Below are 15583 nucleotides of genomic sequence, written 5' to 3' on the forward strand. Positions count from 1 at the left end.
GTTATAAGTGAAGAAGTATACCCAAATAGTCTGGTCGTGATAATTACCCTTCTACGCCCGTACGCCATGATGCCTTGTTACCCTTGATCTTTGCTATCGATATACAATACTGTATATAAATACAGTATTAATTGACGGTGATCATCATGCAGTTTTTCACGCCATCAGAGCGACGCCGGAGCGTGGCCCTTCCCCTATTCAATGACCCTGTTCCTTACGTTCTGAATGAACGTATAAGCGCGCCCACGAAGGCTCGCGGCGTAGTGACCTGTATCGCGACATCTGCGAGCTGACCATGTTTGCACTGTGTGATGTGAACGCTTTCTATGCTTCCTGTGAAACGGTTTTTCGCCCGGACCTGAAGGGACGACCGGTGGTCGTGTTGTCCAATAACGATGGGTGCGTCATCTCTCGCTCCGCTGAAGCCAAACCCTTTGTGAAAATGGGTGAACCGTACTTCAAACAGAAAGATCTCTTCAGGCATCATGGCGTGGTTTGTTTCAGCAGTAATTATGAACTTTACGCGGATATGTCCAACCGGGTAATGAACACGCTTGAAGAGATGTCGCCTCGTAGCGAAATATACTCAATTGATGAGATCTTTTGCGATCTTACCGGCGTGCGTAATTGTCGCGATCTTTCCGACTTTGGGCATGAAATGAGAGCGACCGTACTGCAACGCACCCATCTGACCGTCGGAGTGGGCATCGCACCCACAAAGACGCTGGCGAAACTGGCAAATCATGCGGCGAAACGCTGGCAGCGCCAGACGGGAGGCGTTGTTGATTTATCCAATGTGGATCGTCAGAGAAAGCTGATGGCGGCGCTACCCGTCGAAGACGTTTGGGGTGTAGGACGTCGCATAGCGAAGAAGCTTGAGATGATGGGGATTAAGACCGTCCTGCAACTGGCAGACACCGATATCCGGTTCATAAGAAAACATTTCAATGTCGTGCTGGAGAGAACGGTGCGTGAATTACGGGGCGAATCGTGTCTTGAACTGGAAGAGTTTGCCCCGGTAAAGCAAGAAATCGTCTGTTCGCGCTCGTTTGGCGAACGCCTCACCGAATATGACGATGTACGCCAGGCCATCTGTAGTTATGCCGCCCGGGCAGCAGAAAAACTTCGCAATGAGCATCAGCATTGCCGCTTTATCTCCGTATTTGTTAAAACCTCGCCCTTCGCGCTTAACGAGCCATATTATGGCAATAGCGCGTCGGTAAAACTGCTCACCCCAACCCAGGATAGCCGGGATATTATCGGCGCATCAGTTCGTTGTCTGGATGCGGTCTGGAAGAACGGCCATCGGTACCAGAAAGCCGGAGTGATGCTGGGAGATTTTTATAGCCAGGGCGTCGCGCAACTTAATCTGTTTGACGACAACGCACCCAGGAAAAACAGCCAAAAGTTAATGGATGTATTAGACCATCTGAATGCTGAAAATGGCCGTGGCACGCTTTACTTCGCGGGACAGGGTATACAGCAGCCGTGGCAGATGAAACGGGAAATGCTTTCACCCCGCTACACCACCCGCTTTGCGGATCTCCTCACTGTTAAGTGATATTAACAATTGCTGCTAAGTTGTAATTTTCCCCTTGCCGGACCGGACAAATCGGTTATCGTGCCAGGCAACTTTCGCAGCAATAAAAGACAGTGGGATGCGCTATGGCGATTTTTGATGGTCACAATGACCTGTTGCTTAATTTATGGCTTCACCATCGCCAGGATCCGGTAACGGCCTTCTTCTCCGGCATTGAGAAGGGACACCTCGATTATCCACGCATGCAGCAAGGCGGATTTTCCGGCGGGCTGTTCGCGCTGTTCGTGCCGCCGCAGGAGTATATCGCCCGCATGGCGCCACAATACGCCAGCGAGCCGTGGCAGCCGGTCGACATTCTCTGGCAGCAGCTGACGATCCTTAAGCAGCTTGTCGCCCACTCCGATGGCCGGGCGCGATTGTGCCTGAGCGCGGCGGATATCGAACGCTGCCGTCAGGATAAAGTGCTGGCGATGGTGGCGCATATTGAGGGCGCGGGCGGTTTTGACGGCGAGGGAGACGATCTACAGGCTTTCTATGCCGCCGGGGTGCGCAGCATTGGGCCTTTCTGGAACATTGCTAACCGTTTCGGCACCGGCGTTAACGGGGCGTTTCCCGGCAGCCCGGACAGCGGCCCAGGGCTTACCGCTGAGGGTATCGCCCTCATTAAGCACGCTAACGCCCTGAACATGCTGATTGACGTTTCGCATATGAATGAAAAAGCGTTCTGGGATACCGCTCGTCATTCCTCTTCACCGCTGGTCGCCACCCATTCCAACGCCCATACGCTGTGCCCGCAACCGCGCAATCTGACCGATCGGCAGCTGCTGGCTATCCGCGACAGCGGCGGCGTGGCAGGCGTCAATTTCGGCAACGCGTTTTTGCGCGCCGACGGTAAACGCGATAGCGATACCCCGCTGAGTACGATTGTTCGCCATATCGACTATCTTATTAACATCATGGGTGACGATCATGTCGCGCTGGGCTCCGATTTTGACGGCATTACGTTGCCTGATGACTTACACGATGTGAGTGGTTTACCGCGGCTAATCAGCGCGTTGCGTGACAGCGGCTATGATCAATTTGTGCTGAATAAGCTGCTGTGGGGCAACTGGCAAAAGGTATTGCAAAATGTTTGGCAACAATAGGTTACGTTGTAAACATTAAGTTAATTCCTTACATCTTTCGGGTTGAGCTTTGCCCTCCTGTGACGCATTATTTGATGACCATCACAAAACTGGCACAAACAATGGCGTTGGTGCTGCTTTTTTAAAGAGGAAAAAACGATGTGGAAGAAACCTGCTTTTATTGATTTACGTCTTGGCCTGGAAGTGACCCTGTACATTTCCAACCGCTAATCGCTCTGCCCGCCATCCGTGCGGGCATTTTTGTTTGACTACCTGGCCCATCTTCATGTTTATTAAAGTCCTCGGTTCCGCCGCTGGCGGTGGTTTCCCCCAGTGGAACTGTAACTGCGCAAACTGTCAGGGTTTGCGCGACGGTACCCTTCAGGCGACCCCTCGCACCCAGTCGTCGATCATCGTCAGCGATAACGGCAAAGAGTGGGTGCTGTGTAACGCCTCCCCCGATATCAGCCAGCAGATTGCCCATACGCCAGAACTGAATAAGAAAGAGGTTCTGCGCGGCACGCATATTGGCGGCATTATTCTCACCGATAGCCAGATTGACCACACCACCGGGCTGCTCAGCCTGCGCGAAGGGTGCCCGCATCAGGTATGGTGTACGCCGGAGGTGCATGAAGATCTTTCCAGCGGATTCCCGATTTTTACCATGCTCCGGCACTGGAACGGTGGCCTGATTCATCACCCGATCGCGCCGCTCACCGCCTTTAGCGTGGAAGCCTGCCCTGATTTGCAGTTTACCGCTGTCCCCATCGCCAGTAACGCACCGCCCTATTCGCCGTGGCGCGACCGCCCGCTGCCGGGGCATAACGTGGCGCTGTTTATCGAAAACCGCCGCAACGGTCAGACGCTGTTCTACGCACCAGGTCTCGGTGAACCCGATGACACCATCCTGCCGTGGCTTAAAAAAGCGGACTGTCTGCTGATTGACGGCACCGTCTGGCAGGACGATGAACTCCAGGCCACTGGCGTCGGGCGCAATACCGGCCGCGACATGGGCCATCTGGCGCTCGGCGATGAACACGGCATGATGGCGCTGCTGGCCTCGCTGCCGGCAAAGCGCAAGATTCTGATCCACATTAATAACACCAACCCGATCCTTAACGAGCAGTCGCCGCAGCGTCACGCCCTTGCGCAGCAGGGAATAGAAGTGAGCTGGGACGGGATGAACATCACGCTTCAGGACTAACTATGCACATTCGCGAAACGCTCTCACCGCAAGAGTTTGAGCACGCCCTCCGGGCGAAAGGCGCCTACTATCATATTCACCATCCGTACCATATCGCGATGCATAACGGCGAGGCCAGCCGCGAGCAGATCCAGGGCTGGGTGGCGAACAGGTTTTACTACCAGACGACGATCCCGCTGAAAGACGCGGCAATTATGGCGAACTGCCCGGATCCGCACACGCGTCGCAAATGGGTGCAGCGGATCCTCGATCACGACGGTAGCAACGGTCATGACGGCGGTATCGAAGCCTGGCTACAGCTGGGCGAAGCCGTGGGGCTCAGCCGCGAGGACTTAATCAGCGAACGCCACGTGCTGCCCGGCGTCCGTTTCGCCGTCGACGCTTACGTTAACTTCGCCCGCCGCGCCAACTGGCAGGAGGCGGCATGCAGCTCGCTCACCGAACTGTTCGCCCCGCAAATCCATCAGTCGCGTCTCGACAGCTGGCCACAGCACTACCCGTGGATCAAAGAGGAAGGCTATTTTTATTTCCGCAGCCGCCTCAGCCAGGCCAGCCGCGACGTTGAACACGGCCTGGAGCTGGCGAAGCGTTACTGCGATAGCGCGGAAAAGCAGAATCGGATGCTGGAGATCCTTCAGTTCAAACTCGATATCCTGTGGTCGATGCTCGACGCGATGACCATGGCCTACGCGCTACAGCGTCCGCCTTATCACACGGTCACCGACAAAGCGGCCTGGCACACAACCCGACTGGTATAAGCATGCAAAAAAACTCCATCGTCGCCTTTCGTCGCGGCTATCGCCTGCAATGGGAAGCCGCTCAGGACAGCCATGTCATCCTCTATCCGGAAGGCATGGCTAAACTCAATGAGACCGCGGCCGCGATCCTCGAACTGGTCGATGGCCAACGCGACGCGGCGGCCATCATTGCCATACTCAACGAACGGTTCCCGGAAGCCGGCGGCGTGGATGACGACGTCGTAGAATTCCTGCAAATCGCTTATCAACAGAAGTGGATTATTTTCCGTGAGCCAGAATAAACCCGCCGTCAATCCACCGCTGTGGCTGCTGGCGGAGCTGACCTATCGCTGTCCGCTACAGTGTCCTTATTGCTCTAACCCGCTGGACTTCGCCCGGCAGGATCAGGAGCTGACCACCGAACAGTGGATTGAGGTTTTCCGCCAGGCGCGGGCGATGGGCAGCGTGCAGATAGGTTTTTCCGGCGGCGAACCGTTGACGCGTAAAGATCTGCCGGAGCTGATCCGCGCCGCTCGCGATCTCGGTTTTTATACCAACCTGATCACCTCGGGAATTGGCCTGACGGAAAGCAAGCTCGACGCGTTCAGCGAGGCCGGTCTGGACCATATCCAGATTAGCTTTCAGGCCAGCGATGAAGTGCTCAACGCTGCGCTGGCGGGGAACAAAAAAGCCTTCCAGCAGAAGCTGGCGATGGCCAGAGCGGTCAAAGCCCGCGATTACCCGATGGTGCTGAATTTCGTCCTGCACCGGCACAATATCGATCAGATCGATAAAATCATCGAGCTGTGCATCGAACTGGACGCCGACGACGTCGAACTTGCCACCTGCCAGTTCTACGGTTGGGCGTTCCTTAACCGTCAGGGGCTTCTGCCGACGCGGGAACAGATCGCCCGCGCGGAACGCGTGGTTGCCGAATATCGGCAAAAAATGGCCGCCAGCGGCAATCTGACCAACCTGCTGTTCGTCACCCCCGATTATTACGAAGAGCGGCCAAAAGGTTGTATGGGCGGCTGGGGGTCGATTTTCCTCAGCGTGACCCCGGAAGGCACGGCGCTGCCCTGCCACAGCGCGCGCCAGCTGCCGGTGGATTTCCCGTCGGTGCTTGAGCAGAGTCTGGAATCCATCTGGTATGACTCTTTCGGCTTCAACCGCTATCGCGGGTTTGACTGGATGCCGGAGCCGTGCCGCTCCTGCGATGAAAAGGAGAAGGACTTCGGCGGCTGCCGCTGCCAGGCCTTTATGCTCACCGGGAATGCGGATAACGCCGATCCGGTGTGCAGCAAATCGCCGCATCATCATAAAATCCTCGAGGCGCGACGCGAAGCAGCCTGTAGTGATATGAAGATCGGTCAGCTTCAGTTCCGCAACCGTACCCGTTCTCAGCTTATCTACAAAACCCGGGAACTGTAACGATAATGACCACCCGCATCGTGGAACTGGCAGGCGGTTTACGCGCAACGCTGGTGCATCAGCCGCAGGCGACACGCGCGGCGGCGCTGGCGCGCGTGAGTGCCGGAAGCCATCACGAACCACCGCGCTTCGCCGGTCTTGCGCATTTGCTTGAGCACCTGCTGTTCCGCGGTAGCCAGCGCTATCAGGGCGATGATCGACTCATGGCCTGGGTCCAGCGCCAGGGCGGCAGCGTCAATGCCACCACGCTGGCTCGCCACAGCGCTTTTTTCTTCGACGTTGCCGCCGATAACCTGTCCGACGGCGTCGCGCGGCTGCGGGATATGTTGCTGGCGCCGCTGCTTTCACCGCATGACATACAGCGCGAAGTGGCGGTCATTGATGCGGAAAACCGGCTCATCCAGCAACATGATTCCGCCAGGCGCGAAGCGGCGGCGCGCCACGCGATGGAAGAACCCGCGGTTTTTCGCCGTTTTCAGGTGGGTAGCAAGGAGTCTCTCGGGCAGGACCCGGTATCGCTGCAAACCGCGTTGCGCGACTTTCATCGTCGCTATTATGTGGCAGGACACCTGCAATTGTGGCTGCAAGGGCCGCAAACGCTGGATGTGCTGGCCGAGCTTGCCCATACGTTTGCGTCAGGTTTTGCGTCAGGAGGCATGCCTGAAACCGCTCCCCCGTTGCGTCTTAGCGCTGAAGCAGATTATCAGCTGGCGGTGACGGAGCGACCCGCACTGTGGCGTTGTCCGTTAATCCGAAAAAGTGACAACGTCACTTTATTTCGGGAGTTTTTACTGGACGACGCCCCCGGAAGCCTGATTGCCGGGCTACGGGCGCGCGGGCTGGCAGAAGAGGTAGCCCTGAACTGGCTTTATCAGGATGACGATTACGGCTGGCTGGCGCTAACGGTTGATAGCGAACGGCCCGAGGACATTGACCCGCATATTACCCACTGGCTACGGGCGCTACAGCAAACGACGGATGAGCAGCAGCGGCATTATTATCGGCTGACACAGCAGCGTTTCAGCGCCCTGCCGACGCTGGAGCAGCTGCGCCAGCGGGCATTTGGTTTTGCGCCCGGCGCGGCGCCCGTAGGTTTTTCCGCCTTCTGTGCTGACTTACTGGCGGCGCCAGTCTCGTATCTGGCCTGCAAAAAAATGGAAACCGCTGAAATTATTGCCAGCCAGGGTTTTGCCCTGCCGCTTAGCCATTGGCGTCGCCAGCCGGTTGCAGATGATAGCCCCATCGCGTTTTCCTTCTACCCGCAGACTGCCAGGTATGCTGCGCCAGCCCCGGCGTCAGAAGCCGCTCCGCTGCTGCATTTGACGGCGCAGACACAACCGCCGACGCTGATCCTGCGCAGGCCTTTTTATTCGCGCGTGGACAGGTCACAGGGGGTGGCGATGGGCAAACAGTTACGCCCTCTTCTTGCTGAACTGCGCCATATCGACGGCAGCGGCGAGTGGCAAATGGTTGACGGTAGCTGGCAGCTCACCCTGCGGCTTCCTGACGCCATGGTGACGGCGGAACCCATCATCGGGGCGATAATCGATCGCCTCTCCCACCCCGCTCCGGCGATTACGCCAGCGCCAGAAGGCATTGCCATCCGTGAGCTGCTTCAGCAATTGCCTGAACGTCTGGCATCGGACCCGCCACGGGACGGCTGGCTGGCGGCGTTAGTTGGCGGCAGCGCCGGACACGCGCACGGATTAGCCCGGCAGCTTGGCCTGCTCCGGGCACCGGTTAACGCTGAGCCGTTGTCGTTAAGCGGTTGTCCCGGCGGGATCGAACACATCCCGCACGCCAGCGCGGATTCGGCGCTGCTGGTGTTTATTCCCCTGCCGCCGGGCGCGTCGCTCGCCGCGCTGCGGCTGCTGGCGTTATGCTGCGAACCGCAATTTTTCCAGCGCCTGCGCGTGGAACAGCAGATTGGCTACGTGGTCAGCTGTCGTTATCAGCGTATTGCCGATCGCGATGGCCTGCTGCTGGCGTTACAGTCGCCTGACCGTTCTCCCGTGAACCTGTTGGGTTGCTGCAAACGATTTTTGCGTGAGCTGACGCCGTGCGATGAGGCAGCGTTCAGCGTGTTGCGACAGCAGCTGGCGACGCAGATCCGCTCACCGATGGATGCCAGCGCCACGGCAGTGGCCGCCCTGCGCCAGCGCTATGGTTTGCCGGTGTTAACGCCGCAGGCTATTGATGCCCTGCAACCTGACGAGATAATCGCGCTATGGCGCGAAATGACTCGCCGTCGCCGACGCTGGCGGGTGCTTTTCACGGGCTGACCGGAACCGCCGCTTTCTTCCTGTGCGTGGTTTTTAGTCAAAAAAAAGCCCCGTACTAAGACGGGGCCGGGCTGCTTATTTCGCTGTTATTTATCCAGCGCGTAGGCAATCACGTAGTCACCACGATCCGGCGACTGGCGTGCACCGCCGGCAGAGATCAGAATGTACTGTTTGCCGGTTTTCGGTGATACATAGCTGACAGGTCCGCCCTGGCTACCCACCGGGAGACGCGCTTTCCACACTTCTTCCCCCGTAGAGGAATCAAAGGCGCGCAGGTAGTAATCCTGGGTTCCCGCAATGAAGACCAGACCGCCCTGCGTGGCCAGCGTACCGCCCAGCGTCGGCATACCGACAGGCATCTGCATACGCATTTTTACCCCAAACGGACCGGTATCCTGAACGGTACCGACCGGCACCTGCCAGACGATTTTCTGCGTTTTCAGGTCAATGGCGGAGAGGGAGCCAAACGGTGGTTTCTGGCACGGAATGCCCAGCGGTGACATGAAACGGTTTTTGTTGACCGAATACGGCGTTCCTTTCATCGGAACGGCGCCCATCCCGGCGTTCACGGCTTCACCGCCTGTGTTTGCCACCGCGCTCTGCGGATCTTGTTTAATCAGCTGGACCCACAGACCCAGACGCATATCGTTGACGAAGATGTACTGGTTGTTCGGATCGGTGGACAAGCTGCCCCAGTTCATTCCCCCCAGCGAGCCCGGGAAGCTCAGGGAAATATCGGTTCCCGGCATCGTGTACAGACCGTCATAACGCATTGATTTGAAGCTGATACGGCAGGCCAGCTGGTCAAACGGTGTCGCCCCCCACATATCCGATTCTTTCAGGGTTTCCGCGCCAATCTGCGGCATTCCCACAGAGCGCGGCTGCGTTGCCGGGTACTGTTCACGTGGAATATCCGCTGGTTTTACCGGAACCTCTTTCACTTCAGTGAGCGGTTTACCCGTCAGGCGATCAAGAACGTAAATTTGCCCCGCTTTGGTGCCCACCACCACCGCGGGCTTGTTGCCCTCTTTCGTCGGGAAATCAACCAGGCTCGGCTGCATCGGGATATCGAAATCCCAGAGGTCGTTATGCACGGTCTGGTATACCCACTTCTCTTTCCCGGTAGTCGCATCCAGCGCGAGGATTGAGGTGGCGTATTTGTGATCTTCCGGAATACGGTCAGCGCCCCACAGGTCGACAGAGGAACTTCCCATCGGGATAAACACGGTATTCATCGACGCATCCCAGGACATAGGGGCCCAGGAGTTTGCAGAGCTACGTTTGTAGTGTTCGCCCGGCTTCAGAACATAGTTCGGATCCGGATTACGCGGGTCGAACGCCCAGCGCAGCTGGCCGGTGATCACGTCATAACCACGTATAACGCCTCCCGGCATATCGGTGCTGACGTTATCCGCAACGCGGCCGCCAACGACAACCGTCGTACCCGCCAGCGTCGGGGCCGACGTCAGCACGTAGGTGGGATCTGACGCGTCGCCCATCCCTTCATGCAGATTAACGCTGCCGTTAGTACCGAAGTCCGGGCAGAACTTGCCGTTATCGGCGTCTAACGCGATCAGCTTACCGTCGATGGTGTTCATCAGGATACGGCGCTGGCATGCAGCGCCCGGTGCGACCTGCGCTGGCAGAACCGGCGTGGAGCCGGCTACCGTTGGCTGCGCCAGCGGTTTAGTGGCATCAAAGTACGCCAGGCCACGGCAGCGCATCCAGATTGCAGACCTGGCGTTGATTTCCGCTTTCCAGATCTCTTTCCCGCTATCGGCATCCACGGCGATCACGTTGTTATGCGGCGTACAGAGGAAGACACGATCGCCAACCTGTAGCGGCGTTTGCTGATCTTCTGCGCCATTGCCGTCCGGACTTTCCGGTACGTCACCGGTATGGTAGGTCCAGACCGGTTTCAGGTTTTTCACGTTGTCACGGGTTATCTGGTCCAGCGCCACAAAGCGACTACCGCCAGCCGTATTACCGTAGTGATCCCAGTTCTGCTGTTTCGCATCATCTTTTACCGGCACCAGCGGGCGTTTTTCACCGCTAAACGGCACGGTCGGATGGGGTTGAAACATCTGAACAAAGGTGACGCCCATGGCGACAATAAGGACCGCGCAGACCCCCAGGGCCCCTTTTGCGCAGGACGGTTTTCCTTCACGTTTACGCAATGCAGGCCAGGTGGCGGCTGCCAGCACCATCAGCCCGGCGGGTACCATTAAACGGGAAACCAGCGGCCAGAAGTCGAGCCCGGCATCGAAAAATGCCCAAATCAGGGTGCCAAGAAACACCAGGGCAAACAGCCCCACGGCAGAGGACTTGCGGCGGAAGAACTGAATCGCAGAGAGCAGAGTGATAACCCCGGCGATGAGAAAATACCAACTCCCCCCCAGGGAAACCAGTTTAAAACCGCCGATGGCAAAAAAGAGCCCCGTTACAAGAAGTATCACACCCACCAGCAGGCACCACGGGCCTAACCAGCCGGATGGGCGGGGATTATTGTCTGACATAAAAATGAATCTCCTGATTACTTTATAACAGCAGGGTTTTATTGACTGCCACGATGCTAAAACCCTGCATAACATCAATTGTTCGTGTGCGAATCATAAATTAAAATTATAATGTAGACAAAATGTATTCTGTCGGAAGAAAAGAAAATTCACTAAAGTGCAGGAACATAACAAAATAAAAAAATGGGATATCACTCTGTAATTCGCCAATACCAGAATATTTGACCAGTCAGTTCCGGCTTATGCGATGAATATCAGGTTTGCCGACAAGACAGCCCCGATAACGTAAGATTTTTGCATGATGAGAATTAACTTATTGCCTATTAATTAAGCTTCACAAACACGATCAGCTCGCGGATTTCACGATATACGTCACTACACCAAAGATATCGAGCGTATCGTCGCTGCCGACAATAATCGGTGAATAGGCGCTGTTCATGGGGTTGAGTTGAATATTGGGACGCAACTGGAGGCGCTTCACGGTAAATTCGCCCTCTACCGCCGCAATCACGATATCGCCATGCTCAGGCTTGCGGGAACTGTCCACCACCAGCAAATCACCGTTATTGATCCCCCCTTCTATCATCGAGTCACCGGCGGCTTTGACAAAGTAAGTGGAGCTGGGATGGGCGACTAATAACTCGTTTAAATCGATACGCCGCTCTACATAATCCGCTGCCGGGCTGGGGAAGCCGCACTGTACTAAGTCGCTGAAAAGTGGAATAGCAACGATTTCACGCAACTCTGCGGGTCTGAAAAAGATCATGATAAATACCTCCATACTGTTTTTATATACAGTAGTTTTAACTGAGGTATCGATCAAGCCATGTCAGCGTAAGCGGCTGGCTACGCCTTAACCGCTTCGCTTATAACCCCCTATAGCAATGAAGATTATTTGCTTTGTAAATTTTTACGTATGGGCAAGCTTAACGCGTCATAAAACATCACTATCAAATCACTTACTAATGACTTCTAAATACACAAAACACAACTTAGCTTCACTGCACAATCACTATCCATTGACTTTCTATTTAGACTGGCGCATATTTTACAGCACAAATTAACAAGACAATTTTTGGAGGACGTTTTCTATGCCCGCCCGTGATTATCCCGATAAGCGTGTTGCTCGCGGTGTCGCAAAGGAGGCCGAACTCAGGATGTTAAGCGCGCGCATCGATCCTGCGCTGATGGAGTACATCCGCATTACTGCGTATGAAACACGGAAAAGTAAGCAGGAAATCGTGGCGGAAGCATTAGCGCTTCACCGCCAAAGAAGTCAGATTGGATCATAAACAGCAAAAGCCCGAAAAATCCTCCGGGCTTTTGCTGCCATCGGGATTACCCCACCAGCGAATTTAACGTCTCCAGCGCCTCAGGCGGCAATACCAGATCGGCTGCCGCCAGGTTTTCACGCAGATGCGCCACCGACGAGGTTCCCGGGATCAAGAGGATATTTGGCGAGCGTTGCAGCAGCCATGCCAGCGCCACCTGCATCGGCGTCGCGCCCAGTGAATCCGCCACCGCCTGTAGTCCGGAAGATTGCAGTGGCGTGAAACCTCCCAGCGGGAAGAACGGCACCCAGGCAATCCCCTGCTGCGCCAGTGAATCGACCAGCGCATCGTCACCGCGATTCACAACGTTGTACATGTTCTGTACGCACACCACGGAAACCATCTTCTGCGCTTCAGCGACCTGCGAAGCGGTGACGTTGCTCAGCCCAATATGGCGAACCAGCCCCTGCTGTTGCAGCTCCGCAAGGGTACTCAGCGGCGCGGCAATCGAGCCTTCCGCCGGTCCGTGGGTGCTAAACATGATCCGCAGGTTAACCACGTCCAGCACATCCCGCTTCAGGTTACGCAGGTTGTCATGCACCGCCTGCGTCAGCTCCTGCGCGGAAAACGCCGGCAGCCAGGAGGCATCCTCGCCGCGTCGGGCTCCGATCTTGGTCACAATCGTAAGGTCGTCCCGGTACGGATGAAGCGCCTCGCAGATAAGCTGGTTGGTCACATGAGGTCCGTAAAAATCGCTAGTATCAATGTGATTCACACCCGACGCCACCGCTTCACGCAGCACCGCCAGCGCCGCATTTTTGTCTTTTGGCGGACCAAAAACGCCAGGCCCGGCAAGCTGCATCGCGCCATAGCCAAATCGTTTAACCGTACGCGTTCCGAGCGTGAACGTTCCGCTTTTATCTATGCTGCTCATGCTGACCTTCCTCATAAAAAATGATCCGGATTTACAACAGGTTCCGCAACGAAACCATTAGTTAAGCAATAGTAAAATTAAAGTTTAAATTCGCTACGACGATAGTATTGATGTAACCCTGCCTCTTCTCTTACGGATGACCGCCATGCTGAAAAATCTGCACGTGATTACCGGTATTATCTTTGCCCTAACCATATTCTGTCTGCTGCAAGTTGTCACGGGAGGGTTGTTCTACTCTGCCGTTAACAACGATCGTCACAACTTTCAGAACTCCGGGTTACTCAATGCCCAACAGGAGAGCCTGAGCGACAGCGTGAACACGCTGGTGAAAACGCGCGTTACCGTCACCCGCGTGGCGATCCGCTACCTGAAAAACCAGCGCGATCCGGCCTCTCTCGCAGCAATCAACACGCTGTTGGGCACCGCGAACGGTTCGCTGACCAAAGCCGAAGACTATTACAAAAACTGGCAGGCGATTTCGCAGGTGAAGGGCCAGAATGCCGCGCTCACCGAAGAGATGCAGAAAGCCTGGAAGCAAATGCACGAGGTGATGCGCTTGTCCATTGAGTATCTGCGCGCCGATAACTATCAGGCCTATGGCGACCTGGACGCCCAGCAGGCGCAGGATGAGATGGAGGCGGTCTATACCCGCTGGCGCGCTGAAAACAACGTGCTGCTGAAAGCCGCCGCCGAAGAGAATCAGAGCAGCTTTACCCAGATGCAGTGGACGCTGGCGGCGATCTTCCTGACTGTGATCGCCGTGCTGGTGGTGATCTGGCAGGGTTTACAGCACCTGCTCCTGAAACCGCTCAACGCCATCATGAACCATATTCGCACCATCGCGAGCGGCGATCTGACGCAAAATGTCGCGATTACCGGGCGCAACGAGATGGGCCAGCTGGCTGCTGGTCTGCACGAGATGCAGCAGTCGCTGGTGAGCACCGTCAGCGCCGTACGCGGCAGCACCGATTCGATCTACACGGGCGCAGGAGAAATTGCCGCCGGGAGTAACGACCTTTCCGCGCGAACCGAGCAGCAGGCAGCCTCGCTGGAAGAGACCGCCGCCAGCATGGAAGAGCTGACTGCCACGGTGAAACAGAACTCGGATAACGCCCGTCAGGCGACGCTGCTGGCGAAGAATGCGTCTGAAACCGCCGCACGCGGCGGTCAGGTGGTGGATAACGTGGTGCGTACCATGAATGACATTGCCGACAGTTCTCAGCAAATTGCGCATATTACCGGCGTTATCGATAGCATTGCCTTCCAGACCAACATTCTGGCGCTCAACGCGGCGGTTGAAGCCGCCCGTGCCGGGGAACAAGGTCGCGGCTTTGCGGTCGTGGCAGGTGAAGTACGGACGCTGGCCAGCCGCAGCGCGCAGGCGGCAAAAGAGATCAAAGGGCTTATCGAGAACTCTGTCAGCCGGGTGAATACCGGCTCGGAACAGGTGAGCGAGGCGGGTGCGACCATGAAAGAGATCGTCGCGGCCGTGACGCGCGTAACCGATATTATGGCTGAGATTTCCTCGGCGTCTGACGAGCAGAGCCGCGGTATAGAGCAGGTCAGCCTGGCGGTCTCGCAGATGGACAGCGTCACGCAGCAAAACGCCGCGCTGGTACAGGAGTCGGCAACGGCGGCGGCAGCGCTGGAAGATCAGTCTGAACAGCTGCGTCAGGCCGTGGCGGCATTCCGGCTGAACGCTCAGGCATCGCTGGCGGCTCGCCCTAAAAACGTGAAAACGCCCGTACTGCTGCGCCCGTCAGCGGCAGGCGCGAATACAGCTGACGCGAACTGGGAAACCTTCTGAGTGACAGGCGGGCATCTCGCCCGCCCTCCTGATTAGCGGCTGCGCTTGGCGTGGCGCTCCCAGTTATCTCGCTTCGCATCCTCTGACTTACGCAACGAGACATAGCATGCTCCGCTGCCGCCGTGATGCGGCTGCGCTTCGCAAAAGGCCTGTACTTCGTCGAACTCGGTCAGCCAGCGCGCAAGATAGCTGCGCACCACGTTAGGATGCGACTGCTGTTCACGCCCTTTACCATGCACGATGATCAGGTTGCGTAGCCCGTCACGTCCGGCCTGGCGAATAAAGGAATAGACCAGCTGGCGGCATTGCTCCGCAGGCTGGCGTAACAGCGTTAAGCTGGCCTGACGGGAATATTTGCCGGAACGCAGCTTATCAAATACCCCCTGCTGTACCCCTTCGCGCTGGTACATGAGCGGCTCGGCAAGGGGTAACAGTTCCAGAAACCCCAGCGTCAGAAAGTTATCGAGCTGCTCAGTATCTATTTCCTGACGCGCCCGCGTGTTGCGGCTCTGCTGCCAGTGAATATCCGCGCAGCGTTTGAGCGGCTGGACATCCTCCATGGCGTCAAGAAAAAGGGATTTGTCGTCAGGGTTCATGGAAATCCTCCGGCTACATCTGAGTGATGTACTATACCTGCGCCCGTTGCGGGTCTCAATCATCCAGGCACGGGTTCAAATAATGGCTTAAGGAACAGATAATCGCAGACGCAATAAATTTAATCTAACCTTAACTTAAAT

General features: G+C 56.4%; 14 protein-coding genes. 10 read left to right on the forward strand and 4 right to left on the reverse strand.

Annotation, left to right across the window (positions count from 1 at the left end; all coding sequences use genetic code 11):
* The first annotated feature begins 295 nt into the window (after window positions 1–295).
* From SK58_RS14015 to pqqF, 8 genes are all read left to right on the forward strand, one after another.
* Window positions 296–1561 carry a Y-family DNA polymerase gene (locus SK58_RS14015; RefSeq protein ID WP_023303648.1) on the forward strand — a complete coding sequence of 422 codons (1266 nt, stop codon included), beginning with the start codon at window positions 296–298 and terminating at the stop codon, window positions 1559–1561.
* A gap of 104 nt (window positions 1562–1665) precedes the next feature.
* The gene (locus tag SK58_RS14020) at window positions 1666–2685 is read left to right on the forward strand and encodes a dipeptidase (RefSeq protein WP_032653397.1); all 1020 of its coding nucleotides are present in this window, start codon (window positions 1666–1668) and stop codon (window positions 2683–2685) included.
* 138 nt (window positions 2686–2823) lie between these two features.
* A complete protein-coding gene (gene pqqA, locus SK58_RS22400; RefSeq protein WP_002905689.1) occupies window positions 2824–2895 on the forward strand; it encodes a pyrroloquinoline quinone precursor peptide PqqA in 72 nt (23 codons plus the stop codon).
* Window positions 2896–2950: 55 nt separating this feature from the next.
* On the forward strand, window positions 2951–3868 hold the full coding sequence (gene pqqB, locus SK58_RS14025) for a pyrroloquinoline quinone biosynthesis protein PqqB (RefSeq protein WP_017384563.1): 918 nt from the start codon (window positions 2951–2953) through the stop codon (window positions 3866–3868).
* A gap of 2 nt (window positions 3869–3870) precedes the next feature.
* Window positions 3871–4626, forward strand: coding sequence for a pyrroloquinoline-quinone synthase PqqC (gene pqqC / locus SK58_RS14030; RefSeq protein ID WP_003857506.1), 756 nt, complete (start codon window positions 3871–3873; stop codon window positions 4624–4626).
* A 2-nt stretch (window positions 4627–4628) separates the two neighbouring features.
* On the forward strand, window positions 4629–4907 hold the full coding sequence (pqqD, locus tag SK58_RS14035) for a pyrroloquinoline quinone biosynthesis peptide chaperone PqqD (RefSeq protein WP_003857508.1): 279 nt from the start codon (window positions 4629–4631) through the stop codon (window positions 4905–4907).
* Entirely contained in the window at window positions 4894–6036 is a 1143-nt protein-coding gene (gene pqqE / locus SK58_RS14040; protein WP_023296519.1) for a pyrroloquinoline quinone biosynthesis protein PqqE, read from the forward strand. The genes pqqD and pqqE overlap by 14 nt, the downstream gene beginning before the upstream one ends.
* Window positions 6037–6041: 5 nt before the next feature.
* Window positions 6042–8318 (forward strand): pyrroloquinoline quinone biosynthesis protein PqqF, encoded by a 2277-nt coding sequence (gene pqqF / locus SK58_RS14045; protein WP_048220128.1) that lies wholly within the window; start codon window positions 6042–6044, stop codon window positions 8316–8318.
* A gap of 86 nt (window positions 8319–8404) precedes the next feature.
* On the opposite strand, the gene SK58_RS14050 is transcribed toward pqqF, so the two are convergent.
* Window positions 8405–10834 carry a glucose/quinate/shikimate family membrane-bound PQQ-dependent dehydrogenase gene (locus SK58_RS14050; protein WP_047726955.1) on the reverse strand — a complete coding sequence of 810 codons (2430 nt, stop codon included), beginning with the start codon at window positions 10832–10834 and terminating at the stop codon, window positions 8405–8407.
* Window positions 10835–11180: 346 nt separating this feature from the next.
* Window positions 11181–11600 carry a translesion error-prone DNA polymerase V autoproteolytic subunit gene (locus SK58_RS14055; RefSeq protein WP_003857514.1) on the reverse strand — a complete coding sequence of 140 codons (420 nt, stop codon included), beginning with the start codon at window positions 11598–11600 and terminating at the stop codon, window positions 11181–11183.
* A 325-nt stretch (window positions 11601–11925) separates the two neighbouring features.
* Between SK58_RS14055 and SK58_RS14060 the strand changes: the two genes are divergently transcribed.
* Window positions 11926–12126, forward strand: a complete 201-nt coding sequence (locus tag SK58_RS14060; protein ID WP_003857516.1) for a hypothetical protein — start codon at window positions 11926–11928, stop codon at window positions 12124–12126.
* A 46-nt stretch (window positions 12127–12172) separates the two neighbouring features.
* Here the strand turns inward: SK58_RS14060 and SK58_RS14065 are convergent, their stop codons facing one another.
* Complete coding sequence (locus tag SK58_RS14065) at window positions 12173–13039, reverse strand: aldo/keto reductase family oxidoreductase (protein ID WP_023296516.1); 867 nt, start codon at window positions 13037–13039, stop codon at window positions 12173–12175.
* 145 nt (window positions 13040–13184) lie between these two features.
* Here SK58_RS14065 and SK58_RS14070 point away from each other — a divergent pair, with 145 nt between their 5' ends.
* Window positions 13185–14846, forward strand: coding sequence for a methyl-accepting chemotaxis citrate transducer (locus SK58_RS14070; RefSeq protein WP_017384568.1), 1662 nt, complete (start codon window positions 13185–13187; stop codon window positions 14844–14846).
* A 32-nt stretch (window positions 14847–14878) separates the two neighbouring features.
* Here SK58_RS14070 and smrA read toward each other — a convergent pair whose 3' ends face one another.
* A complete protein-coding gene (gene smrA / locus SK58_RS14075; RefSeq protein ID WP_015570640.1) occupies window positions 14879–15442 on the reverse strand; it encodes a DNA endonuclease SmrA in 564 nt (187 codons plus the stop codon).
* Window positions 15443–15583 lie beyond the last annotated feature (141 nt).

The sequence above is a fragment of the Enterobacter sp. BIDMC93 genome (assembly GCF_001037805.1).
In the GTDB taxonomy this organism is placed as follows: domain Bacteria; phylum Pseudomonadota; class Gammaproteobacteria; order Enterobacterales; family Enterobacteriaceae; genus Enterobacter; species Enterobacter hormaechei_C.

Excerpts from the sequence above, each read along its gene's own strand:
- SK58_RS14015 (WP_023303648.1), top strand. The coding sequence starts at position 296 with ATGTTTGCACTGTGTGATGTGAACGCTTTCTATGCTTCCTGTGAAACG.
- SK58_RS14020 (WP_032653397.1), top strand. The coding sequence starts at position 1,666 with ATGGCGATTTTTGATGGTCACAATGACCTGTTGCTTAATTTATGGCTT.
- pqqB (WP_017384563.1), top strand. The coding sequence starts at position 2,951 with ATGTTTATTAAAGTCCTCGGTTCCGCCGCTGGCGGTGGTTTCCCCCAG.
- pqqC (WP_003857506.1), top strand. The coding sequence starts at position 3,871 with ATGCACATTCGCGAAACGCTCTCACCGCAAGAGTTTGAGCACGCCCTC.
- pqqD (WP_003857508.1), top strand. The coding sequence starts at position 4,629 with ATGCAAAAAAACTCCATCGTCGCCTTTCGTCGCGGCTATCGCCTGCAA.
- pqqF (WP_048220128.1), top strand. The coding sequence starts at position 6,042 with ATGACCACCCGCATCGTGGAACTGGCAGGCGGTTTACGCGCAACGCTG.
- SK58_RS14050 (WP_047726955.1), bottom strand. The coding sequence starts at position 10,834 with ATGTCAGACAATAATCCCCGCCCATCCGGCTGGTTAGGCCCGTGGTGC.
- SK58_RS14055 (WP_003857514.1), bottom strand. The coding sequence starts at position 11,600 with ATGATCTTTTTCAGACCCGCAGAGTTGCGTGAAATCGTTGCTATTCCA.
- SK58_RS14060 (WP_003857516.1), top strand. The coding sequence starts at position 11,926 with ATGCCCGCCCGTGATTATCCCGATAAGCGTGTTGCTCGCGGTGTCGCA.
- SK58_RS14065 (WP_023296516.1), bottom strand. The coding sequence starts at position 13,039 with ATGAGCAGCATAGATAAAAGCGGAACGTTCACGCTCGGAACGCGTACG.
- SK58_RS14070 (WP_017384568.1), top strand. The coding sequence starts at position 13,185 with ATGCTGAAAAATCTGCACGTGATTACCGGTATTATCTTTGCCCTAACC.
- smrA (WP_015570640.1), bottom strand. The coding sequence starts at position 15,442 with ATGAACCCTGACGACAAATCCCTTTTTCTTGACGCCATGGAGGATGTC.